We start from the raw sequence: 23,300 nt of genomic DNA, 5'->3' as shown, positions 1-23,300 counted from the left end.
CGGCCGACGCCGGCTCTGTCGCCACGGGTCGCCGCGCGCGGGCCCGCGTCAGACGGCACCGACGGTGTCGACGGCGAGGGGCTCGATCGCCGCGATCTCCTCGGCCGCGAGTGGTGGTGCGTGGCGGGCCTCGACGTTGCCCCGCAGCTGTGCGACCGAACTCGCGCCCACCAGCACGGAGGTCACGCGCTGGTCGCGCAGCAGCCACGTGATCGCCAGCTGGGCGAGGGACTGGCCTCGGGCGGCGGCGATCTCGTGCAGCGCCCGCGCCCGTGCCAGGTAGTCGGCGGTGATCGCCCCGGGCGTGAGGAAGTGCCCGACCGAGGCTCGCGACCCGGCGGGCACGCCGCCGTCGAGGTACCGGTCGGTGAGCAGGCCCTGCGCGAGCGGGGAGAACACGACGAGGCCGACCCCGAGGTCCTCCACCGTCTCGAGCAGCGACCGGGCGGCGCGGGCCGGGCGGTCCGGAGCTCCCGGCCGGCCGCGCCAGGCCACGTCCTCCGTGACGGGACGCTCGACGTGCCGGTCGAACATCGAGTAGGACTCCTGGTGGATCAGCAGCGGCACGCCGTGTGCGGCCAGCGCCTCGGCGGCCGCTGTCGCCTCGGCGGGGGAGTAGTTCGAGATCGCGACGTACCGGGCCTTGCCGCGGCGCACCGCCTGCGCCAGCGCCCCCGCCGTCTCCTCGATCGGCACGGTCGGGTCCGGTCGGTGCGAGTAGAAGATGTCGACGTGGTCCAGCTGCAGGCGGCGGAGCGAGGCGTCCAGGGAGGCGGTCAGGTGCTTCGCCGACCCGCCGCACCCGTACGGGCCCGGCCACATGTCGTAGCCGGCCTTCGTGCTGATCACGAGCTCGTCGCGGTACGCCCGGAGGTCCGTCGCCAGGATCCGCCCGAAGGTCTCCTCGGCCCCGCCGGGCGGCGGACCGTAGTTGTTCGCCAGGTCGATGTGGGTCACGCCGAGGTCCATCGCCGCCCGCAGGATGGCTCGCTGCCCCTCAAAGAGGTGCCCGGGCCCGAAGTTGTGCCACAGGCCCAGCGAGATCGCAGGCAGGTCGAGGCCGCTGCGCCCGGCTCGCCGGAAGACCGCGGTGTCGTAACGGTTCCGCGCCGCGCGATAGGTCATCATGTTCTGCCCCCGGAATCTGGTTGACATGTCCGCATTCTGTATACAGAATTCAGACACTCGACGCCACCCTCTGGCGCGCTGACGAATCGAGGTCACCGATGGCTCGTTCAATCCTTCCGCGCACCGCGTCCGTCGCTGCGGTCGCCGCGGCGCTCAGTCTGGTCGCCGCGTGCAGCGGCTCGGGCGGCTCGGCCGACTCCGGCGGGGACAGCGAGGGCGGCACGGTGGTCTGGTCCACGTGGGGCACGCCGGAGGAGCTCGGCCGTTTCGAGGAGTTCAACGACGACTTCATGGAGCGCCACCCGGACATCAAGGTCGAGCTCGAACCCGTCGCCTCCTACGACGACTACCACTCCAAGCTCCTGTCCCAGCTCACCTCCGACACCGCGCCCGACGTCTTCTACATCGGTGACGACCGGCTCGGTCAGTTCGTCGAGGCCGACGTGCTCCTGCCGCTGAGCGAGCTGATGAGCTCGGAGGCGAGCAAGACCAGGCCCGAGGACTTCTTCCCCGGTACCTTCGGCGCCGCGCAGACCGGCGGGGAGATCTACGCAGCACCGAACGACACCAACCCCGACGTCCTCTGGTACGACAAGAAGGCGCTGGAGGCCGCCGGCATCACCGAGGACCCGGCCGAGCTGGCCGAGAACGACGAGTGGACCACCGAGACCTACCTCGAGATGAACGACAAGCTCGCCGCCGCCGGCCTGACCGGCTCGATCTTCTGGAACTACTGGGCCACCCACTACAGCTGGATCTCCGCCCAGGGCGGCACCGCCTACTCCGAGGACGGCCAGTTCGTCGCGGCGGAGGACCCGACGACGGTCGACGCCGTCGACACCCTGGCCCGCTACTTCCAGGACGGGAAGTTCGCCGTGGCGGACACGATGCCCGAGGGGTCCGGCGCCGACAGCATGTTCGTCACCCACAAGGCCGGCTTCTTCGCGCAGGGCCGCTACACCATCGGCACGGTGCGCTCGGCGGGCGAGGAGGACAGCTACGACATCGTCCGCTGGCCCACCCCCGACGGCAAGGCCGCCCCCACCGGCGTGGCCGCGAGCTACCTCGCCATCAACCCGGAGGCCTCGGACGTCGACGCCGCCTTCACCTTCTGGACGGAGTTCCTCAGCGCTGAGGGCCAGACGTTCCGGCTGCAGGGCGGCGGCAACGCGGTCCCGTCGATCAAGGGCGCCGACGAGGTCGTCCTCGAGGACGACTACCCCGCGCACGCCCAGACGTTCCTCGACATGCGCGACATCGGGTTCGCCAACTACCCCGCGGAGGCCGCGGTCCCCGGCCTCGCGACGGACATCTCCGCCCTGATGCTGTCCCTGTACGAGGGGAAGGCGGACACTGCGACCACGCTCGGCGCCGCCGCCGACCTGGTGGCGGAGAAGACGGCGGAGTAGGGGTGAGCCAGCAGCTGAGGGTCGCGCAGGGGCTCCGGTCCCTGCAGGCCTCGCCGGTCGAGCAGCGTGAGGCCGCCTGGCGTCGCGCGGAACGCCGTTGGGGCTGGTTCTTCGTCGGCCCTCAGCTGCTCGGCATGGCGGTCTTCGTCGTCCTGCCGTTCGTGGTCAGCCTCGTCCTGGCCTTCGCCAGCTGGGACGGGCTGACCGACCTGGAGTGGGTGGGCCTGGCCAACTTCGCCGACCAGCTGACCGACCCGCTCCTGCTGCGCTCGATCCTCAACACGCTGCTGCTCGCGCTCGTCACCGTCCCGGTCGGGCTCGGCCTGGCGACCGTCATCGCCGTCGCGCTGGACCGGCTGCGCTCACGGGCCCTGTACCTCGTCCTGTTCTTCGCGCCGGTGGTCACCTCGTCGGTGGCCGTCGCGATGATCTGGCAGCAGCTCTTCCGCGCCGACGGCGCCCTCTCGGCCACGATCGCCCGTGTCCTCGGCGTCGCGCCGCCGGACTGGCTGGGCGATCCGCGCCTCGCGCTGCTCGCGGTGTGCGTGGTGACGATCTGGGCGTCACTCGGGCTGAACGTGGTGATCATCCTCGCGGGGCTGCAGAACGTCCCGCCGACCGTGGTCGAGGCGGCGCGCCTCGACGGCGCGGGCGCCCTGGCGATGTTCTTCCGGATCCGGCTGCCGCTGCTCTCCCCGGTGCTGTTCTACTCCTCCGTCGTGGCCTTCATCAGCTCGCTGCAGACCTTCGACACCGTCTTCCTGCTCACCGCCGACGCCGGCCCCGACAACGCCACGAGAACGATCGTGTACCACATCTACGACCTCGGGTTCGGGCGTTTCGAGTTCGGTCCCTCGAGCGCAGCCGCCGTCATCCTCCTGGTGCTCACGCTCGTCATCACCGGTGCCCAGTTCGCCGTGCAGAGGCGCTTCGTGCACTACGAGGACGCGGCATGACCGCCCTCGACACGGCCGTCGAGGGGCGCGTCCAGGACGGGCTGCCGGCACGACCCGCCTCGGCCGGCCGCCGCCGTCGGGGCCCGCGGCCTGGGCGGGTCGCCCTCCACGTGGTGCTCGCGGCCGGCGGGCTGCTCATGGTGGCACCCTTCGTCTGGATGCTGCTGACGTCGCTGAAGACGCTGCCCCAGCTGCTCACCGACCCGCTGAGCGTGATGCCGGATCCGGCGACGGCGGACAACTACGTCGACGCGTGGCAGGCGCTGCCGTTCGGCCGGGCCTATCTCAACAGCATCTACATCGCGGGACTCGTGGTGGCCGGCACCCTGCTGACCGCCTCCATGGCCGGCTACGCCTTCGCCCGGATCCCGTTCCGGGGCGCCAAGGTGCTCTTCGTCCTCTTCCTCGCCACCCAGATGATCCCCAAGCAGGTCACGCTGGTGCCGTTCTACCTGCTCATGGCGAAGCTGGGCTGGGTCGACTCGCACCTGGCGCTCATCGTGCCGGCGGCCCTGGCCAACCCGTTCGCCGTCTTCCTCATGCGCCAGTTCGTGCTGTCCATCCCGCGCGAGCTGAGCGAGGCCGCGACCCTCGACGGCGCCGGCCCGGTGCGCACCTTCTTCGCGGTGATCCTGCCGAATCTCCGGCCGGGCCTGGGGGCGCTCGCCATCATCGTCGTGCTCGACACGTGGAACAACTTCCTCTTCCCCCTGGTGCTGCTCAACAGCCAGGAGCTGTTCACGGTGCCGCTGCTGCTCTCGAGCTTCCAGGGGCAGTACGGAGCGGTGAACTACGGCCTCGTCATGGCCGCCTCGGCCGTCGCCACCATCCCGATGCTCGTCGCCTTCCTGCTCGGACAGCGGCGGATCATCTCCTCGATGGCGGCCTCGGGGCTCGGCGGGCGATGAGCCACGCGATCGACGCTGTCGAGGCGCTGCTCGACCTCGAGGCCACCCCCTTCACGCTGCCCGGCTCACGCCTGTTCGTCCTCGACGCCGACGCGGCCGCCCTGCTGCTCCGTCGACCGGCCGGGCCGGAGGGGGCGGTCAAGCCGACGGCGTCCGGCGACGCCGTCGGCGCAGCCCTCGGCGACCCCGGCGGTCGTCCCTCCCACAGCCCCGCGCCCGACGCCGGCGTGCACGCCCTGGCGGTCTGCACGGCCGAGTACGAGCGCGCACCCGCCGACTGCGTCGTTGTCGAGCGGCTCGCGGTGCGCGACGGCGCCGGGCGTCCGCTGGCGGTCACCCGGGTCGCGCCGGACCGGATCGAGCTCGGGCACGTCACCCTCACCTTCGCCGGGCCGCACGCGCTGAGCCTCGGGAGCGAGTCGGGCCAGGCGTGGTCGGCCGCGCTCGACCTGCCCGCGCCGGCCCGGGACGGCTCTTGGGAGGTCGGCCTGCCGTCCGCCCCGCGCGCCGTGCTGTCCGCGCGCGGCGTCGTGGTGACGGTGGGCGAGCAGGAGGTGGCGCTGAGCTCCGGCGGCGGGGGCTGGGTCGAGCTGGCCGTCGCACCCGTCGAGGCCGGGGCGGATCACGCGGCACACCTCGCCGCCACCCGGGCGACCTGGGCGGGGTGGATGTCCCGCACGCCGGTCGTACGCCCCGACCTCGCGCCGATGACCGCCCTGTGCTGGTGGGTGCTCGGGGCCAACCAGGTGGACCTCCACGGCCACCACGACGCCCGCGCGGTGGTCCCCTCCAAGATCGGCTACGTCGGGCTGTGGCAGTGGGACGCCTACTTCATCGCCGCCGGGCTCCGGCACGGGGCGCCGCGGCTGGCGCGTCACCAGATCGATCTCGCGCTGCGGCACGCCGCCGCGGGCGGGCAGCTTCCCGACGTCGTCCACGACGGCGGCGTCCTCGCCTCGAGCGCGGACCTCCCGCCGGGCGACCTGGAGGCGCTGCGGCGGAAGGGGTCCGGAGCGGCCGACAGCGACGCCGTCGTGCCGCTGACCAAGCCGCCGCTGACGGCCTGGGCGGTGCGGAAGGTCCACGAGGCGCTGGGCGACGACGAGTGGGCGCGGACGGCGTACCGCGCCGCGCGGCGCTCGCAGGACTGGTGGTTTGCCGCCGCCGACAGCGACGGCGACGGGATGCCCGAGTACGGTCACCCGTACTCGTCGGGGCTCGACGACAGCCCCGTGTTCGACGCCGCCCCGCCGGTGATCTCCCCGGACCTGGGTGCCTACCTCGTCCAGCAGGACGACCTGCTGGCGCGTCACGCCGAGAGCGACGGCGACGCCGATGCCGCGGCCGCGCTCCGGGAGCGCGCGGACCGGACGATGAACCTCCTGCTGGAGCTGTGGGACGAGGGGCGTGGCCTGTTCGCGGCCCGGGCGGGAGGCCGGGTGCTCGACACGTACGCCGTGGTGAGCCTCCTGCCCCTGCTCACGGGCCGGTTGCCGGAGGCGGTCGCGGCCCGGCTGCGGGCCGCGTTGACCGACGACCACCTCTTCGGTGCGCCGTGGGGGGTTCCGACGGTCGCCCGGTGCGACGCGGACTTCGACCCCGACGCCATGTGGCGCGGCCCGACCTGGCTGAACATGTGCGCCCTCCTCGTCGAGGGGCTGGACGCCGTCGGCCGCCCGGCGGAGGCTGACGCCCTGGCCGAGCGGGCGCTCGCCGGTGTCGTCCGGGCGGGCGGGCCGTGCGAGTACCTCAACCCGCTGACCGGGGAACGCGCACCGACGGCGACCACGTCGTTCGGGTGGACGGCCGCGCTCTTCGTCGACCTCGCCGTCCGGCTGTCCCGAGGGTCGCGTGGCCGCCAGGCCTGACGCCCCGGGGCGCGGCCGAACCGCCCGCCCGTGAGGGAGGGTCGGGGGCGGCGGCCGACGGTCAGCCGGCGACCTGGAAGTCGATCGTCTCGAGCAGGCGCCGCGCCCCGTTGCGCCAGTTCGCCCGCAGCGCCGCCTGGGCACCCGCGAGGTCGCCGTCGACGAGACGCTGGGCGATCGCCTCGTGCTCGGCCGAGCTCCTGGCCACCATCGCCTGGTCGTGGACCAGGAGGGACTCGTAGCGGTGCAGCGCCAGGCGCACGCTCTGGACGTGGTCGAGCAGCCGCCGGTTCGGGCACGCGCTGAGCATGAGCGTGTGCCACTCGTCGTCCTTCTGGTTGATCAGCGCGTGCTGGGCCACCTCGTCGTTGAACTCCCGAGCGAGGGACAGGAGCTGGCCCCCGATCTCGGAGAGCTCGTCCGGCGGGCTCAGCTCGAGCGCCAGGCACTCCAGGGCGGCGATGATGGGGCTGAGCTCCTCCAGCTCACGGGCGCTCAACGGCAGGAAGCGGAAGCCGCGGCCGCTCTCGCTCGCGATCTGCCCCTCGGTCTCCAGCGCGATGAGCGCCTCGCGCAACGGGGTGCGGCTGACCCCGAGCTCCGTGGCCAGCTGGACCTCGTTGATCGTCTGACCCGGCTGGACGGCGCCGGAGCGCATCCGCTCCAGCAGCTCCTCGCGTACCTGCGCCCGTAGGGCAGTCCGCTTGATCACCATGTCGCCTCCACAGTCGGGTCCGGCCAATCCTAGGAACCGGGCGTGGTCCGTACCCCGTGAAACCGCCGCGGAGTCAGGCCGAAAGACCCACAGTGCCAGCCGGTGTTGACAGTTTAGGCGTTCTGCGTACTGTATGCAATATTCTCAACGACGAGGGAAGGAATCCCATGGCTCTACGGCGTGCACTGGTCCCGATGGTGGCGACGACGCTGCTGCTCACGGGATGCGCCACCGGCGGTACCGCCCGCTCCGACGGCTCGGCCGAGCCGGTCGCGATCGGCGGCGGCGAGGCGCTCGAGGGCGAGATCACCGTGTGGTCCTGGGACGTCGCCGCGACGGCGCTCGACCGGCTGGCCACCGAGTTCGAGCAGGAGAACCCCGGCACGACGGTCGACGTCGTGGACGTCGGCTACGACAACGCCTACGACAAGCTCTCGGTCGGCCTGCAGGCCGGCAGCGGGCTTCCCGACGTCGTCACGATCGAGGTGGACCGGGCGCCGGGGTACCTGGCCGAGTTCCCCGACGCCTTCGCGGACCTCGCCCCGGTGATCGGGGACCAGGAGGCCGACTTCGACCCCTTCAAATGGGCCACCGGCACGAGCCCCGACGGCGCGATCGCCGTCGCCCCTTGGGACTCCGGCACCGTCGCCATGTTCTACCGCAGCGACTACCTCGACGCGGCCGGCGTCGACGCGGCCACCATCGAGACGTGGGCGGACCTCGTCGAGGCCGGCGAGAAGGTGAAGGCGGCCACGGGCCGCACCCTCATGTCGATCGACGTCGCCTCGGCTGCCACCTTCCGCACGATGCTTCACCAGCAGGGTCAGGGCTACTTCGACGCCGACGGGCGGATCACCGTCGCCTCGCCGGAGGCCGTCGAGGCGCTCGCCCTGCTCAAGGACATCAACGACCGCGGCCTGCTGCAGAACGTGCGCGGGTGGGACGGGCGGGTGAGCGCCACCAAGGACGGGAGCTCGGCGTTCCACCCCGAGGCGGTGTGGTGGACCGGCACGCTGACCTCGGAGATGCCCGAGCTGAGCGGCAAGTTCGGCGTCGTCGAGCTTCCCGCCTTCACGGAGGGCGGTGCCCGCACCGCGAACAACGGCGGGTCCGGGCTCGCCGTTCCGGCGCAGGCCGCGAACCCCGAGCTGGCCGCCGCCTTCGTCGAGTTCGCTCTGGCCGACGTCGACTCCCAGGTGTCGATGATGGAGAACGAGGGCCTCTTCCCCTCGTACCTGCCGGCCCTGGAGAACGAGTACTTCCAGCAGGAGCTGGAGTACTTCGGGGGCCAGCCGGTGTTCCAGCTCTTCGCCGAGCAGACCGCGCAGATCCCGACGATCGCCTACGCCACGGACGACGCGCTGGCCAACGACGCGGTCTCCAACGCCGTCGTCGCCGCCGTGATCAACGGTGAGGACCCCGCGACCGCGCTGCAGGCGGCCGCCGAGCAGATCGCCACGGCCACCGGTCGTGAGATCGCGGGCTGACATGGCCGTCGTCGCGCGCGCGGGCGCCCTCGCCGCCGAGCGGCCCGTGGGGCGCCCGCGTGACCGAGTGCGCACCCGGGCGGCGGGCGCGGAGCGGCGCCGTCACCGGTCCGGGTGGCTGTTCGTGCTCCCCGCCACGGCCCTGTTCGCGGTCTTCTTCGTCTACCCGCTGCTGGCCTCGTTCTGGCAGAGCCTCTACGCGACGGACGGCGGGGTGACCGCCTTCGTCGGCCTCGCGCAGTACCGGCGCATGCTGGTGGACCCGCTCGTGGCCCAGAGCCTGCTCAACGCGGGCCTGCTCCTCCTGGTCCAGGTGCCGCTCATGGTGAGCCTGGCCCTCGGCCTGGCGTACCTGCTCAACCTCAGCTGGCTGCGGCTGCGGACCGGGTTCCGGCTGATGGCGTTCCTGCCCGCCGTCACCTCGCTGGTGGCCTACTCGGTCGTCTTCCGGGTGCTGCTCGCCACCGATGGCGGGGCCGTGAACCAGCTGCTCGGCGTCGTCGGGCTCGGACCGGTGGACTGGCTCAACGACCCGCTGTGGGCGCGGGTGGCCCTCGTCGCCGCCATCACCTGGCGGTGGACCGGGTACAACATGGTCATCCTGCTCGCCGGGCTGCAGGCGGTGCCCAAGGAGCTCTACGAGGCCGCCCGGCTGGACGGGGCGAGCGGGTGGCAGGTGTTCAGCCGTGTCGTGGTGCCGCAGCTGCGGCCCGTGCTCGTCTTCGTCACGGTGACCTCCACCATCGGCGCGCTCCAGCTCTTCGACGAGGTGGTGATCCTCACCGGCGGGGGCCCGAGCAACGCCACGCTCACCCCGGTGCTCTACCTCTACCGGGTGGGCTTCGAGCAGTTCGACTTCGGGTACGCCTCGGCCATCGCCTGGGTCGTCGTGCTGCTGACGATGGTCCTCTCCGTGCTCCAGCTGCGCCTCGCCAGGGAGAAGTGATGATCTCGGTCCTGCGCCGTGCACCCGCGTATGTGGTGCTCGTTGTCGCGGCGGTGCTCGGCGTCGTCCCGTTCGCGTGGATGCTCATCGCCTCGACGCACCGCACCGCCGACCTGTTCGGCACCCCGCTGCCCGTCCTGCCCGGCGGGGAGCTGGCCGCGAACCTGGTACGCCTCGCCGACGAGGTCGGCTTCGTCCGGGTGATGGCGAACAGCGTCGGGATCGCCGCCGTCTACACGCTGCTCAGCGTCGCGATCTCGGTGATGTGCGGGTTCGGCCTCGCCAAGTACCGTTTCCGCGGCCGAGGGGCTCTCCTCGGCCTGGTCCTCGTCACCATGATGGTGCCGATGCAGGTGCTCCTCGTGCCCCTGTTCCAGATGATGGCCTCCGTGGGCTGGATCGGCTCCTACCAGGCGGTGATCCTGCCGTTCCTGGCGAGCGCGTTCGGCATCTTCCTCATGCGCCAGTCGTACCTCGGCTTCCCCGACGAGCTTCTCGAGGCGGCGCGGCTCGACGGCGCCGGCGAGCTGCGGATGTTCTGGCGCGTCGTCGTGCCCGTCTCCCGGCCGCAGATCGGGGCGCTGGTCATCTACACCTTCATGACGCAGTGGAACGCGTTCATCTGGCCCCTGCTCATGCTCAACCGCGAGGACACGTACACGCTGCCGGTCGCCCTCAACACGATGATCGGTGCGACGCGCGTGGACTACTCAGGGCTGATGCTCGGCTCGCTGCTCGCCACCCTGCCCGTACTCGTGGTGTTCCTGCTCGTCCAGCGCCAGTTCGTCGCCGGCCTCCTCGGCGGCGCCGTGAAGGGCTGAGCCTGACGGCGTGACCCGGGCGGCATGGCGGGGCGACCGTCGTGGTGGTTGCCCCGCCCCCCACGGTCCGTTAGGGTGCTGTATACAAAATACAAACCATTCGACGACGATGAGGGGGCCGGCTTGACCGCGCAGCCGCACAGTGACGTCCGGCCCGTCCGGCTGGACGCCCTCGCCTACGGCGGGGACTACAACCCGGACCAGTGGCCCGAGGAGACCTGGAGCGAGGACGCCCGGCTCATGCGTGAGGCCGGCGTCAACCTCGTGAGCCTGCCCGTCTTCTCGTGGCCGCGGCTCGAGCCGCGGCCCGGTGAGTACGACTTCGGCTGGCTCGACCGGGTCATCGAGGTCCTGTGGTCGGAGGGCATCCGCGTCGACCTCGCCACCGCCACCGCCACCCCGCCGGCCTGGCTGGTCCGGGAGCACCCCGAGGTGCTCCCCGTGAACCGGGACGGCATCCGGCTGGAGTTCGGCTCCCGTCAGGCCTACTGCCCCAGCTCCCCGGTGTTCCGCGCCCACGCGGTGCGGCTGACGGAGGCGATGGCCCGCCGGTACGGGGACCACGAGGCCCTCTCGCTGTGGCACGTCTCGAACGAGTACGGCGACCACGTCGCGCGTTGCTGGTGCCCCGTCTCCGCCGACCATTTCCGCAGGTGGCTGGCCCGGCGCTACGGCGACCTCGACGGCCTCAACGACGCGTGGGGGACGTCCTGCTGGGGTCAGCACTACACGGACTGGACGCACATCGAGCCGCCTCGTACGGCGACCGGGCCGGTCAACCCCGCCCAGCAGCTCGACTTCGAGCGCTTCTCGTCCGACGCGCTCCTCGAGCTGTTCCGCGCCGAGGTCGACGTCCTGCGGGAGATCACCCCGGACGTCCCGGTGACCACCAACTTCATGAGCCTCTTCCGCGAGCTCGACTACTGGGACTTCGCCGAGGCGGAGGACCTTGTCACCGACGACGCCTACCCGGACCCGGCCGACCCGGCCGCCCACGTGGGCGCGGCGCTGAACTACGGGCTCATGCGCTCGCTCAAGCGCGGCCGGCCGTGGCTGCTGCTCGAGCAGGCGCCCTCCGCCGTGAGCTGGCGGGACGTCAACGTGCCGAAGGCCCCCGGCCAGATGCGCGCGATGAGCCTCCACGCCGTCGCGCACGGCTCCGACGGGGTCATGTTCTTCCAGTGGCGCCAGGCACGGTTCGGCCCGGAGAAGTACCACTCCGCGATGCTGGGCCACCGTGGCACCGCCTCGCGCAGCTACCGCGAGACGGCCGACCTCGGCCGCGAGCTTGCCACGCTCGCGCACGTACGGGGGTCGCGTGTGCGCTCCCGGGTGGCGCTGGTGGTGGACTGGGACGCCTGGTGGGGGCTCTCCGCCCCGGATTCGATGCCCTCTCTGCGGCTGGACTGGGCGGCGCAGGCGCGCGCCTGGCACGCCGCGCTCTTCGCGCTCGGCCAGGCCGTCGACGTCGTGCGGGCCGCCGGTCCGTTCGACGGCTACGACGTGGTGGTGGTGCCCAACCTCTACGCCACCACCGCGGAGCAGGGGGCCGCGCTCGCCGGCCACGTCCGCGGGGGCGGGACGCTCGCCGTCGGCCCGTTCTCCGGCGTGGTCGACCACACCGAGAAGGTCCACCCCGGCGGGGCGCCCGGGCCGCTGCGCGACCTGCTCGGCGTCGAGGTCGACGAGTGGTGGCCCCTGGCCGACGGTCACCACGGGACGCTCGCCGTGACCGACGGCTCGCGGACCTGGCGGACCCACACCTGGGGCGAGTGGCTCGAGGTGGCCGACGGCGCCCAGGTCGTCGCCACCTACGGCTCCGGCGACCTGGCCGGGCGGCCCGCGGTCGTGCGCCGCAGCGACGGTGGGACCGCCTGGTACGTCGGCGCCGTCCTCGACCACGCCGCCCTCGTCGAGCTGATGCGCGACGTGCTGGTGGGCGCCGGCCTGCCCACCACGCCGACCGCCGTCGACGACGTCGAGGTCGTCACCCGGACCGACGGCACCACCGACACCACCTTCGTGCTCAACCACGGCCGCCGCACCGTCCGGCTCGGCGACCTTCCCGCGGGTGCCGACTTCCTGGCCGGCCCCGCGCCCGAGAACGGCCTGCTCACGCTCGGACCGTTCGACGTCACCGTCCTGACCCACCCGACCACCGACCAACCACCCGCGGTGAGGATCCTCACCACGCTCACCGACGAGAAGGGGCCGCTCGCATGACGCAGCCGTTCGTCCACCCGTACATCCCCAACAGCGACCCGGCCGTCCGTGCCGAGATGCTGGCGGCCGTCGGGGCGAGCTCCGTGGAGGAGTTCTACGCCGACGTCCCCCCGGAGCTGCGCGTGCAGGGCAGCCTGGACCTCCCGCCGGCGCTGGTCGCGGAGCAGGATCTCGAGCGTCACCTCACGAGCCTGCTCGACCGGAACCGCTCCACCCGCGAGCGGTTGAGCTTCCTGGGCGCCGGCACCTACAACCACCACGTCCCCGCCGTCGTCGACGAGGTCATCTCCCGGAGCGAGTTCCTCACCGCCTACGCGGGCGAGCCCTACGAGGACCACGGCCGCTTCCAGGCCCTGTTCGAGTACGAGTCGCTCATGGCCGAGCTGCTGAACATGGACGTCGTGACGGTGCCGACCTACGACGGCTTCCAGGCGAGCGGGACTGCGCTGTCGATGGCGCACCGGATCACCGGGCGCGGCCGCGTCCTCGTCGCCAGCGACGTCACCCCCGACCAGCTGTCGAAGGTCACCGACTACGTCCGGACGTCCCTCGAGCTGGTGCCGGTCGCCACCGTGGACGGCACCGCGGACGTCGCCGCGGTGCGTGCGGCGCTCGACGACGACGTCGCCGCGGTGTGGGTCCAGACCCCGTCCTTCACCGGGGCGCTGGAGCCGGCCCTGCCGGCGCTCGCCGACGCCGCCCACGCCGCCGGGGCGCTCCTCGTGGTCACCACCGACCCGATCATGCTCGGCGCGGTCGCCGCCCCCGCCGACGCCGGCGCGGACATCGTCTGCGGCGACATTCAGTCCCTGGGCGTCCACCAGTGGTTCGGCGGCGGTCACGGCGGCTTCCTCGCCGTGCACGACGACCCGCGGCTCGTGATGGAGCTGCCCTCCCGGCTGTTCGGGCTGGCCTCCACGGACGTACCCGGCGAGTACGGCTTCGGTGACGTCGCCTACGAGCGCACCTCCTTCGCGCTGCGCGAGGAGGGCAAGGAGTGGGTCGGCACCGCTGCCGCCCTGTGGGGCATCGCCGCCGCGGTGTACCTCAGCCTCATGGGCCCGAGGGGGATGGCCGAGCTCGGCGAGACCGTCCTGGCCCGCACCGCCTACGCCGCGGCCCGGCTCGGCCGGCTGCCGGGCGTCGCGGTGACCGACACCGCTGTCCACTTCCGCGAGCTGCTCCTCGACGTCGCCGGCACCGGCCGCACCGCCGCCGAGCTGCGCGACGCCGCCCGCGCCCGCGACATCGAGCCGGGCGTCGTCGTCGGCGAGCACCGCCTGCTCGTGTGCGTCACCGAGGTGACCGCCCAGGACGACATCGACCGCCTCGTCACCACCCTTGCCGAGATCCTCCAGGAGAGTGCCGCGTGAGCCTGCCCATCGCCCCCAAGCCCGCCCTGCGCCGGTTCCACCAGGCGCGCTGGGACGAGCCGATCGTCTTCGAGCTGAGCGCGCCCGGGGAGCGGGGCGTCCTCGTCCCCGCGGTCGAGCCCGGGGTGCGGGCGGAGGTCGGCGACGTCGTGGCGGACCTGCCCGCCACGCTGCGCCGCCCCGAGCGGCCCGCGCTCCCCGAGATCGCGCAGATGCGCGTGGTGCGCCACTTCCTGCGCCTGAGCCAGGAGAACCTCGGCGCGGACCTCAACGTCGACGTCGGGCAGGGCACCTGCACCATGAAGTACGCCCCGAAGGTCAACGAACGCATCGTCACCACCCCCCGGCTCGCCGACCTGCACCCGCTGCAGGCCGAGGACACCGTGCAGGGCGTGCTGGAGATCATCTGGCAGACCGAGCGGGCGATGGCCGAGATCTCCGGCATGCACCGGGTCTCCCTCGCGACGCAGGGCGGCTCCGCCGCGATCTGGGCAAACATCGCCATGATCCGCGCCTACCACGAGGCCAACGGGGAGGGGGACCAGCGCGACGAGGTCATCACCACGATCTTCTCCCACCCGTCCAACGCCGCCGCGGCCAAGGTCGCCGGGTACAAGGTGGTCACCATCCATCCCGACGCGGACGGCTACCCCGACATCGAGGCGCTGCGCGCCGCACTGTCCGAGCGCACCGCGGCGATCATGGTGACGAACCCGGAGGACACCGGCATCTACAACCCGCGCATCCGCGAGTGGGTCGAGCTCGCCCACTCCGTGGGCGCCCTCGCCTCCTACGACCAGGCCAACGCCAACGGGATCCTCGGCATCACCCGGGCCCGGGACGCCGGGTTCGACGTCTGCCACTTCAACCTGCACAAGACCTTCGGCACCCCGCACGGGTCCGGCGGGCCGGGGGCCGGCGCGAACGGCGTGTCGGAGAAGCTCGCTCCGTTCCTGCCCGGACCGGTGGTCGAGCGGGACGGCGACCGCTACTTCCTCGACGGCGACCGGCCGCGGTCCATCGGCAAGGTCGCCCCGTTCTACGGCGTGGTCCCGAACATCGTCCGCGCCTACTCCTGGATCCGGGCGCTGGGCGCCGAGGGGCTCCGGGCGGTCGCCGAGGTGGCGGTCCTCAACAACAACTACCTCATGAAGCGGATCCTCGACATCCCGGGGGCGTCGGCGCCCTACGCGCAGGGACGCCGCCGCGTCGAGCAGGTGCGCTACTCCTGGCAGGAGCTGTTCGAGGAGACGGGCATCAGCTCGGAGGAGATCGGTGTGCGCGCCTCCGACTACGGCATGCACTACTGGACCAGCCACCACCCGTACGTGGTGCCGCAGCCCTTCACCCTCGAGCCGACGGAGTCCTACTCCCGGGCCGAGCTGGACGAGTACGCCGACGTCCTCGCCCAGGTGGCGAAGGAGGCACGGACGGACCCCGAGCTGGTGCGGACCGCTCCGCACCACCAGACCGTCCACCACACCCATCACGACGACCTCGACGACCCCGACCGGTGGGCGACAAGCTGGCGGGCGTACCTGCGCAAGTACCCGCACGCCGCCCAGAATAGGGCTGCCGGGGCCGAGCGGGCCGCGGCCGAAGCCGCCGTCCGGTGAGCCGCGTCCGATGAGCCGCGTCCGATGAGTCCGGGGCGGGACGATGACCGACGCGGGGTCCTCGGGATCGTGGTGAACCCCGTCGCCGGGATCGGCGGCCCCGTCGCGCTCAAGGGCAGCGACGGGCCGGACGTGCAGCGGCTAGCCGGGGCGCGCGGCAGCCGGCCGCGCGCCCACGAGCGTGCCGTCCGCGCGCTCGCGCACGTCGCCGCCGCCCGGCCGGGCACCACGGTGCTCACCGTCGGTGGCGCGATGGGGGAGGCCGCGGTAGCCGCCGCAGGCCTCGTCCCGCGCGTCGTCGGGGCGGGCGCCCCCCCGGGACGCTCGACCGGCGTGGACACCACCGCCGGCGTGCGAGCGATGGCCGCGGCCGGTGCGGACCTCGTCCTGTTCGTCGGCGGGGACGGCACCGCCCGGGACGTCTGCGCCGGCGCCGGGGAGGTGCCGGTCCTCGGGGTCCCCGCCGGCGTCAAGATGTACTCCGGCTGCTTCGCCGTCAGCCCGGCCGCGGCCGGCGCGCTCGCGCTGGCCTGGCTCGCCGGGCCGGTGCGCACGGAGGAGCGGGAGGTGCTCGACGTCGACGAGGAGCAGGTCCGCACCGGGCGGGTCGAGCCCCACCTCTTCGGACTCGTGGAGGTCCCCGTCCTCGACGGCCGGACGCAGGCCCGTAAGGCCCCGACCCCGGCGTCCTCGCGGGCCGCCGTCGAGGCCGCCGCCCGCGGGGCCGTCCGCGCGATGCAACCCGACGTGAGCTACCTCCTCGGACCGGGAGGGACGACGGCGGAGGTCGCCCGCATCCTCGGCGTGCCCTTCACCCCCCTCGGGGTCGACGTCGTCCGCGACGGGCGCCTCGTCGTCCGCGACGCCACGGAGCAGCAGCTCCTGGACGTCGTCGCTGCCGGGCCCGCCCGCGCCGTCGTCACGGTCATCGGGGGGCAGGGCTTCCTCCTGGGCCGGGGGAACCAGCAGATCTCGGCGGCCGTCCTGGCTCGGATGGGACCGGACCCGCTCCTGGTCGTCGCCACCCAGGAGAAGCTCACGGGCCTCGCGGGACGGCCCCTGCTCGTCGACACCGGGGACCGCGCGGTCGACGGGCGGCTCGCGGGTCACGTCCGGATCGTCACCGGTCCGTCCACCACAAGTTTCTACCCCGTCACAGCACCCGAGAACGAAGGAGCAGCACCGTGCGACTGAAGGACAAGCGAGCGATCGTGACCGGCGCGGCAGGAGGAATCGGCCGGGCCACCGCGCTGGCCTTCGCCGCGGAGGGCGCGCGGGTCGCCGTCGTCGACATCCAGGGCGAGGCGGCGGAGCAGGTGGCGGAGGAGATCAGGCGGGATGGAGGAGAGGCCGTCGCGGTCGCCGCCGACGTCTCCGCCGAGGCCGACGTGCGGCGCGTCGTGGAGACGACGGTCGGGGCGTACGGAGGGGTGGACGTCGTGTTCAACAACGCCGGGATCATCCGCCGCACCACCGCGCTGGACATCGACGTCGACGAGTGGGACCGGGTCTTCGGCGTGAACGTGCGCTCGATCTACCTCATGGCCAAGCATGTCGTGCCCGTCATGGCGGAGGCGGGTGGTGGCTCGATCGTCAACACCGGCTCGGGCTGGGGCCTCAAGGGCGGCGGGCAGGCGTTGTCGTACTGCGCATCGAAGGGGGCCGTGGTGAACATGACCCGGGCGCTGGCGATCGACCACGGTCCGCAGGGCATCCGGGTGAACTCGGTCAACCCGGGCGATGTCAACACCGGGATGCTCCGGGACGAGGCCCGGCAGCTGGGGCAGGACGAGGGCTCGTTCCTCGCCGAGTCCGCCGACCGTCCGCTGCGCCGGATGGGCGAGCCGGAGGAGATCGCCGCCGCCGTCGTCTGGCTCGCGAGCGACGAGTCGAGCTACGTGACGGGCTCCGCGCTCGTCGTCGACGGCGGCGGGATCGCCTGAGGCTACGGCGGGTCGGTCCCCGGGACCGGCCCGCCGCTGCAGTCGTGCGCCGGTCACGCCGGTGGATGATTCGCGGCCGGCGCTCGAACGCGGGCGGACGCTCAGTGGTGGTGGCCGTGCGAGGCGGACATCAGGTCGGTCAGGGAGACCGACGGCTCGTCGACCAGCAGCGGCAGGATGTAGTCGTTCTCCTTGCGCTGGTGGCTGGCGAACGTCTCGAACAGGGCACGCGCGTAGGCGCCGGCCGCCGCCGGGTTCTTCGTGCCGCGCACCAGGCCGGCGAGTTGGCGGATCAGGTCGTGCTCAGCGAGCATGCCCATGATCAGGAGGTGGCCCTCGACGAGCCCTGCCGCGGCGGGGTAGGTCGTCTCCTCCTCCTGGGCGGCGTGCGGGACGAGCACGGTGGTGATCCACTCCAGCAGCGCATCCCGCGCCGGCGCGGCGTCCGTCCCCGACTCCGCCGCGTCGACGAGCGCCGCGCTGAGCCGGTCGAGGTCCGCCACCATCACCGAGTGGTGACGCCTGATCTCTTCGGCGGTCCGGGCATCCGTGGCCCGCCGCTCCACGGTCTCGCTCATGGCTCCTCCTCGGATCGTCCGGGCGGTTCACCTCCACCCTCGTCCGTGAGCGGGTCGGTCCGCGCGGGTCGAAGGTCCCGGGCGTCCGGGTGCAGCGTGCGCTAGCCGGGGGCGCGGCGACGCCGACGCGCGTCACCGCAGGACGGCGCCTCCGACCGTGCGGGAACGGGCTGCCGCTCCTGCTCGGTCTCGCCTCTTCGTGCGTGCGAGGGTCTGAGGCCCACCGGCGCCACGAACGGTAAGCATTCCCATTTCCGGGGGCAACGTTCCCGCACCGCGGTCCGTCACGCGGAGATGTCGGTGGCGTGGGCGAGGATGACCGGATCTCGCGACCGCCAGGAGGGCACCCCAACGATGATGAGCCACGCCCACGCCACCACCGGAGCTGCGGCCTGGCTGGCTGTCACCGCCACCGTGCCGTGGGCCGCCGGGTGGGTGCCGCTCCCGCCCGGCGAGGTCCTCGCCGGCGCGGTGGCCACGGCGGGCGCCGCGCTCCTCCTCGACGCCGATCACCATGCCGGGACCATCGCACGGTCGTTGCCGCCGGTGTCCCGGTGGGTGGCCCGGGGCCTCGGCCACCTCTCGGGCGGGCACCGGCACGCCACCCACTCGCTCGTCGGCGTGCTCGGGGCGGGCCTGCTCGCGCGGATGCTGTCCGCCGTCCGCGTCCCGCTGGGGGAGGAGGAGTTCCAACTCGGTGCGTGGCTGATGATCGTGCTCCTCGTCGCCTTCGCCGCGAAGGCGCTGCGGCTGACCCGCGGGTGGCTCTCGTCGTGGGCCGTGTCGCTGACGGTCGCCTCGCTGGCGGCCTGGTTCGCGCCCGAGACCACCTGGTGGTTGCCCGCCGCGGTGGTCCTCGGCTGCCTGTGTCACCTGGCCGGTGACGCGCTCACCTCCCAGGGCGTGCCGCTGCTATGGCCGCTGCGGCCCAGGCCCGCCCTCGCGACGCCGCTGTGGCGCAACAACGGCCACTTCGCGCTGCCGCTGCTCGGCAACGCCGGCTCCCGGCGCGAGTGGTTCTTCGTCGCCGCGGTGGACGTCTACATCGTGTGGGTCGTCGTGCTCACCGCCGTGCAGGGCGCGACGGGCACACTCCCCGGCGTCGTCCCGGCCTGGGCTCGCGCGACAGCCTGACGTGCCGCTGCCGTCACTCGTTGGGTGGCTCGGCCGAGATCTCCGCCAGCGCGGAGTCGGGTTCGTGCTCCATGGCGACGTCGCCGAGCGAGACGATGCCGACCAGCTCGTCCCCGCGCATCACCGGGACCCGGCGCACCGCCTTGTCCCGCATGAGCTGGACGACCGCGTCGACAGGGTCGTCCGGCGACGCCGTGACGAGCTCGGTGCTGCACGCGCGGCGGATCTCGTCGTCGGGTCCGCCGCCGGCGGCGATCACCCGCACGACGATGTCGCGGTCGGTGACGATGCCGACGACGCGCCCGCCGTCGACGACGACGACGTTTCCGATGTCCTGGGCGTCCATGAGCTGCGCGACCTCACGCACGGTCTGGTCCGCGCGCACCGTGGTCGGGTTCGGCGTCATGGTCTCAGCAACGGTGATGGGCATGATGCTCCTCTCCGGATCCGCAAGGTTCCCCACCAGCGTGAGACACAGTCTGAGACGGCGCATCTCGGAACGGCGGCCTCCACGCGGCAGTGGGTCATGTCGGGAAGGTGAGGTCTCCGCACGCCTGCCGAACCGAAGGTTGAATCATCAACAATCTGTGTTACGGTGGTGGCGTCGGCCGGCGCGGGCCCTGGTGCGAGCGTGGTTCTCCGCGGCGCGGCCGGGTTGCGTTGACGCGGTGGGCGGCGGTCTCCTCCGCCGCCCGTCCTCGGCCGGCCACGCGGCGGTTCCGACCCGCCCACGCTCATGCCGCGCCGGGCAGCCCGGCAACGACAACGCGAAGGACCTCATATGAACTTCTCCACGCTCTTCACCCCTGCCTCCGGAACCGCGAAGGACGTCCTGCTGCTCGTGGCGCGCGTCGCGCTGGGCATCGTCTTCCTGGCCCACGGCCTGCAGAAGATGCTGACCTGGGGGATGCCCGGGACCGCTGCCGCCTTCGAGGGCATGGGCGTGCCGGCGCCCGGCCTGTCCGCGTGGTTCTCCGCGATCGTCGAGACGGTCGGCGGCGCGGCCCTCATCCTCGGGCTCCTCACCCCGCTGTTCGCGGCGCTCCTGACCGTCAACATGGTCGGCGCCCTCGTCATCGTCCACCTGCCGTTCGGCATGTGGGTGATGGACAACGGCTACGAGCTCGTCCTGGCCCTCGCCGCCGGTGCCGTGGCGCTGATCGCGGCCGGGGCCGGTCGCTTCAGCCTCGACGCCGTCCTCGCCGCCCGCTCGACGGTCAAGGCCGCCGAGCGTGAGCAGGTGCCGGCCGGCGCCGCGCGCTGACCCGGCTCTCGCCAGACGCCCCGGACCCGCACGTCGGGTCCGGGGCGTCGTCGCATCCGGGCGCCTTCTCCGAGGCCTCGGTCGCGCACCTGGGACCAAAGCCCCTTGCAAGACACCTTGTGTGGCCCTTGACACACACGCCTCACTCCGTTGACTATGGGTGAACCGATACACCATTAAGCAAAGGAGCCACGGTGAAGATCATCGGCCTCGAAGAGCACTTCGTCACTCAGGACCTGGTCGGTTACGGCGCCTCCACCGCAGGCATCGCCCAGCCGCAGGCGTGGGCTGACGCTTCACGTCGCCTGCTGGACATCAACGAGGAGCGGCTGCCGGAGATGGATGCGGCTGGGCTCGACGTCCAGGTGCTCTCCCTGAACTCCCCGGGAATCCAGGCCGAGACCGACCCGGCGCTCGCGGTGAAGAAGGCGGCCACCGTCAACGACTTTCTCGCCGGTGTCATCGCCGAGCACCCCGACCGGTTCTCCGGCTTCGCAGCGCTGGCTCTGCAGGACCCGAACGCGGCCGCCGACGAGCTCGAGCGGGCTGTCACGCAACTTGGCATGCGCGGTGCCCTTGTCAACGCCCACACCCAGGGCACCTACCTCGACGACCAGCGCTACCGGGTCGTGTGGGAGCGGGCGCAGCACCTCGACGTCCCGCTCTATCTCCACCCTGCCAACGGCGTCGACACCGCGCACGTCTTCTCCGGCCACCCGGAGCTGATCGGCCCCATGTGGAGCTGGGGGGTGGACACCGCCACGCACGTCCTTCGGATGATCTTCGGAGGCGTCTTCGACGACTTCCCCAACGCCAAGCTGCTCCTCGGCCACATGGGTGAGGGCCTCCCGTATGCCCTTTGGCGACTTGACTCGCGGTGGGGCTTCCACAACCACCACGGCATCGAGCTGGAGCGGGAGCGGCCGTCCGAGTACCTGCGTCACAACCTCTACATCACGACGAGCGGCGTGTGCTCGTCCGCCCCTCTGCTGTGCTCGCTGCTCGCGCTGGGGGCCGACCACATCCTGTTCGCGACGGACTACCCGTTCGAGACGATGGGAGAGGCCACCGAGTTCATCCGTACCGCCCCGATCAGCGAGGCCGACCGCGCCAAGATCACGCACCGCAACGCGGAGTCCCTCCTGCACCTCCCGACCGGTGACCGTCAGCCGGTGGCCGCAACCGCCTGACGAACGGGGCGCACAAGAGCCCCAACTCGGGTCCGTCCGGACGCTCCGTCCCGTCCGAGGCGCGCCGCTCAGCGGGACCGCACCGTGGCGGTGCCGCCCGCAGCCGCCGACCGGCGCGACGCAGCGCCGCTCCCTTCCCCAACCCCTTTACAGGAGACGCGATGTACGACGTTGCTGTGATCGGCTACGGCCCGGTCGGCATGGTGACCGCCGCGCTGCTCGGTCAGGCCGGCCACGATGTGGTTGTTCTCGAGCGCTACCCCGGTCTGTACAACCTTCCCCGCGCGGCGATCTTCGACGACGAGACCATGCGCACCTTCGCCCGCCTCGGCATCTCGGACGTGATGCTGCCGAAGGTCCACGTTCAGCGGAACTACGAGTGGCGCAATGCTGACGGCGAGCTGCTGATCGAGCACGAGTTCGCCGAGCGGGGGAAGAGCGGGTGGGCGGAGTGGTACATGATGTACCAGCCCGACCTCGAGGACGCCCTCGACAACCTGTGCCAGGCGCTGCCCAACGTCGAGGTCCGCACCAGTTCCCGGGTGACGGCGCTGCACGACGACGGCCTGCGGGTGGTGCTGACCGTCGAGAACACGGAGCGGCCGGTCGAGGCCCGGTACGTCATCGCCTGCGACGGTGGGAACAGCTTCACCCGCCAGCATCTCGGTATCGAGATGGAGGATCTGCGGTTCTCCGAGCCCTGGATGGTGTGCGACTTCCGGCTCAAGCGACCGGTGAACCTGCCCATGGCGCGTCAGGTCTGCAACCCCGCCCAGCCCGAATCGATCATCTCCATCGGACCCGACCACCACCGGTTCAGCTTCATGCTGAACTCCGAGGCTGACTTCCCCGTCGAGTCGCAGCCCGAGAGAGTGTGGGCCCGCGTGGCGGATTTCATCGACGAGGACGTCGCCGAGATGATCCGGGTCGCCACGTACACCTTCCAGTCCCGGATCGCGCACCGCTGGCGCGAGGGTCGGGTGGTCCTCGCGGGCGACTCGGCGCACCAGATGTCTCCTTTCCTGGGGCAGGGCATGTGCTCGGGCATCCGCGACGCCCAGAACCTCGCTTTCAAGCTGGACCGCATCCTCGCCGGCCAGAGTGACGACGGGCTGCTCGACACCTATCAGACCGAGCGCGAACCCCACGTCCGCGCCATCATCCTCAAGGGCAAGGAGCTCGGCAGCGTCCAGACGATGCGCGATCCCGTGGCGGCCGCCGTCCGGGACGAGCAGTTCCTCGCTCGCCGCAGGGCCAACCACAAGCCCGACAAGTTCGTCTTCCCCGGCATCGGACCGGGTCTGCTCGCCACGGGAGCCACGCCTGCCCGCGGACAGCTCATGATCCAGGGCACGGTCACGGTCGACGATGCGACCGGGCGATTCGACGAGCGCCTGGGCTACGGCTTCCAGCTCCTCGTGGGTCCGGACCTTCACAGCGGAGTGACGCCGGAGCTGCTTGACGGCGCCGAGGCCCTAGGAGTCGGTGTGCATCTGCTCGACTCCGGCAGCGGCGTTCACCACGGCCCCGTCGAGACCACCGCCCGTGTCGTCGCCGATACCGAGGGCGCCTACGCCGACTGGTTCGCCGCCAACTCCGCGGCCGCCGTCCTCGTCCGGCCCGACTTCTACGTCTACGGCACAGCCACCACTCCCGCCGAGCTCCGGCAGCTGCTGGAGGACCTCGAGAGAGGCCTGACGGCCACCTCACACTCGCTGGCCTCGGCCAGGTAGGAAAGGAC

Annotated in this window: 20 protein-coding genes; 16 read left to right on the top strand and 4 right to left on the bottom strand. The window is 72.1% G+C overall.

Annotated features, from left to right (window positions below; genetic code table 11):
• Positions 1 to 48: 48 nt before the first annotated feature.
• Positions 49 to 1,155: an aldo/keto reductase gene (locus ABD774_RS16210; protein WP_486327331.1), complete on the bottom strand. Its 1,107-nt coding sequence runs from the start codon at positions 1,153 to 1,155 to the stop codon at positions 49 to 51.
• Between the two features lie 71 nt (positions 1,156 to 1,226).
• On the opposite strand from ABD774_RS16210, the gene ABD774_RS16205 reads away from it, so the two are divergent.
• The 4 genes from ABD774_RS16205 to ABD774_RS16190 are packed head-to-tail and all read left to right on the top strand — an operon-like array spanning position 1,227 to position 6,269.
• Positions 1,227 to 2,537, top strand: a complete 1,311-nt coding sequence (locus ABD774_RS16205; RefSeq protein ID WP_345043362.1) for an ABC transporter substrate-binding protein — start codon at positions 1,227 to 1,229, stop codon at positions 2,535 to 2,537.
• Positions 2,538 to 2,539: 2 nt separating this feature from the next.
• Positions 2,540 to 3,493, top strand: a complete 954-nt coding sequence (locus ABD774_RS16200) for a carbohydrate ABC transporter permease (RefSeq protein WP_345043360.1) — start codon at positions 2,540 to 2,542, stop codon at positions 3,491 to 3,493.
• On the top strand, positions 3,490 to 4,401 hold the full coding sequence (locus ABD774_RS16195; RefSeq protein WP_345043357.1) for a carbohydrate ABC transporter permease: 912 nt from the start codon (positions 3,490 to 3,492) through the stop codon (positions 4,399 to 4,401). Before ABD774_RS16200 ends, ABD774_RS16195 begins: the two co-directional genes overlap by 4 nt.
• Positions 4,398 to 6,269 (top strand): MGH1-like glycoside hydrolase domain-containing protein, encoded by a 1,872-nt coding sequence (locus tag ABD774_RS16190; protein ID WP_345043355.1) that lies wholly within the window; start codon positions 4,398 to 4,400, stop codon positions 6,267 to 6,269. Before ABD774_RS16195 ends, ABD774_RS16190 begins: the two co-directional genes overlap by 4 nt.
• Before the next feature lie 61 nt (positions 6,270 to 6,330).
• On the opposite strand, the gene ABD774_RS16185 is transcribed toward ABD774_RS16190, so the two are convergent.
• Entirely contained in the window at positions 6,331 to 6,984 is a 654-nt protein-coding gene (locus tag ABD774_RS16185; protein ID WP_345043353.1) for a GntR family transcriptional regulator, read from the bottom strand.
• Positions 6,985 to 7,151: 167 nt separating this feature from the next.
• Here ABD774_RS16185 and ABD774_RS16180 point away from each other — a divergent pair, with 167 nt between their 5' ends.
• From ABD774_RS16180 to ABD774_RS16145, 8 genes are all read left to right on the top strand, one after another.
• Positions 7,152 to 8,471 carry an ABC transporter substrate-binding protein gene (locus ABD774_RS16180; protein ID WP_345043351.1) on the top strand — a complete coding sequence of 440 codons (1,320 nt, stop codon included), beginning with the start codon at positions 7,152 to 7,154 and terminating at the stop codon, positions 8,469 to 8,471.
• Position 8,472: 1 nt separating this feature from the next.
• A complete protein-coding gene (locus ABD774_RS16175; RefSeq protein WP_345043349.1) occupies positions 8,473 to 9,417 on the top strand; it encodes a carbohydrate ABC transporter permease in 945 nt (314 codons plus the stop codon).
• Positions 9,417 to 10,238 (top strand): carbohydrate ABC transporter permease, encoded by an 822-nt coding sequence (locus ABD774_RS16170; RefSeq protein ID WP_345043346.1) that lies wholly within the window; start codon positions 9,417 to 9,419, stop codon positions 10,236 to 10,238. The genes ABD774_RS16175 and ABD774_RS16170 overlap by 1 nt, the downstream gene beginning before the upstream one ends.
• A gap of 123 nt (positions 10,239 to 10,361) precedes the next feature.
• On the top strand, positions 10,362 to 12,461 hold the full coding sequence (locus ABD774_RS16165; RefSeq protein WP_345043344.1) for a beta-galactosidase: 2,100 nt from the start codon (positions 10,362 to 10,364) through the stop codon (positions 12,459 to 12,461).
• Positions 12,458 to 13,834 (top strand): aminomethyl-transferring glycine dehydrogenase subunit GcvPA, encoded by a 1,377-nt coding sequence (gene gcvPA, locus ABD774_RS16160; protein WP_345043341.1) that lies wholly within the window; start codon positions 12,458 to 12,460, stop codon positions 13,832 to 13,834. The genes ABD774_RS16165 and gcvPA overlap by 4 nt, the downstream gene beginning before the upstream one ends.
• Entirely contained in the window at positions 13,831 to 15,450 is a 1,620-nt protein-coding gene (gcvPB, locus tag ABD774_RS16155; protein ID WP_345043339.1) for an aminomethyl-transferring glycine dehydrogenase subunit GcvPB, read from the top strand. Before gcvPA ends, gcvPB begins: the two co-directional genes overlap by 4 nt.
• A gap of 69 nt (positions 15,451 to 15,519) precedes the next feature.
• Positions 15,520 to 16,644 carry an ATP-NAD kinase family protein gene (locus tag ABD774_RS16150; RefSeq protein ID WP_345043336.1) on the top strand — a complete coding sequence of 375 codons (1,125 nt, stop codon included), beginning with the start codon at positions 15,520 to 15,522 and terminating at the stop codon, positions 16,642 to 16,644.
• Complete coding sequence (locus ABD774_RS16145; RefSeq protein ID WP_345043334.1) at positions 16,635 to 17,393, top strand: SDR family NAD(P)-dependent oxidoreductase; 759 nt, start codon at positions 16,635 to 16,637, stop codon at positions 17,391 to 17,393. The genes ABD774_RS16150 and ABD774_RS16145 overlap by 10 nt, the downstream gene beginning before the upstream one ends.
• 101 nt (positions 17,394 to 17,494) lie before the next feature.
• Here ABD774_RS16145 and ABD774_RS16140 read toward each other — a convergent pair whose 3' ends face one another.
• Complete coding sequence (locus ABD774_RS16140; protein ID WP_345043332.1) at positions 17,495 to 17,971, bottom strand: hemerythrin domain-containing protein; 477 nt, start codon at positions 17,969 to 17,971, stop codon at positions 17,495 to 17,497.
• A gap of 354 nt (positions 17,972 to 18,325) precedes the next feature.
• Here ABD774_RS16140 and ABD774_RS16135 point away from each other — a divergent pair, with 354 nt between their 5' ends.
• On the top strand, positions 18,326 to 19,105 hold the full coding sequence (locus tag ABD774_RS16135) for a metal-dependent hydrolase (protein WP_345043329.1): 780 nt from the start codon (positions 18,326 to 18,328) through the stop codon (positions 19,103 to 19,105).
• 13 nt (positions 19,106 to 19,118) lie between these two features.
• Here ABD774_RS16135 and ABD774_RS16130 read toward each other — a convergent pair whose 3' ends face one another.
• A complete protein-coding gene (locus ABD774_RS16130; RefSeq protein ID WP_345043327.1) occupies positions 19,119 to 19,535 on the bottom strand; it encodes a CBS domain-containing protein in 417 nt (138 codons plus the stop codon).
• 351 nt (positions 19,536 to 19,886) lie between these two features.
• Here ABD774_RS16130 and ABD774_RS16125 point away from each other — a divergent pair, with 351 nt between their 5' ends.
• The 3 genes from ABD774_RS16125 to mhpA all read left to right on the top strand — a co-directional run bounded on the left by ABD774_RS16125 (position 19,887) and on the right by mhpA (position 23,292).
• Positions 19,887 to 20,369 carry a DoxX family protein gene (locus ABD774_RS16125; protein WP_345043325.1) on the top strand — a complete coding sequence of 161 codons (483 nt, stop codon included), beginning with the start codon at positions 19,887 to 19,889 and terminating at the stop codon, positions 20,367 to 20,369.
• Positions 20,370 to 20,563: 194 nt separating this feature from the next.
• A complete protein-coding gene (locus tag ABD774_RS16120; RefSeq protein WP_345043323.1) occupies positions 20,564 to 21,559 on the top strand; it encodes an amidohydrolase family protein in 996 nt (331 codons plus the stop codon).
• A 161-nt stretch (positions 21,560 to 21,720) separates the two neighbouring features.
• Positions 21,721 to 23,292 (top strand): bifunctional 3-(3-hydroxy-phenyl)propionate/3-hydroxycinnamic acid hydroxylase MhpA, encoded by a 1,572-nt coding sequence (gene mhpA, locus ABD774_RS16115; RefSeq protein WP_345043320.1) that lies wholly within the window; start codon positions 21,721 to 21,723, stop codon positions 23,290 to 23,292.
• The last annotated feature ends 8 nt before the right edge of the window (positions 23,293 to 23,300 follow it).

Source organism: Georgenia daeguensis (assembly GCF_039537705.1).
GTDB classification, from domain to species: Bacteria; Actinomycetota; Actinomycetes; order Actinomycetales; family Actinomycetaceae; genus Georgenia; species Georgenia daeguensis.
This window is presented reverse-complemented; position numbering and strand designations above follow the sequence as displayed.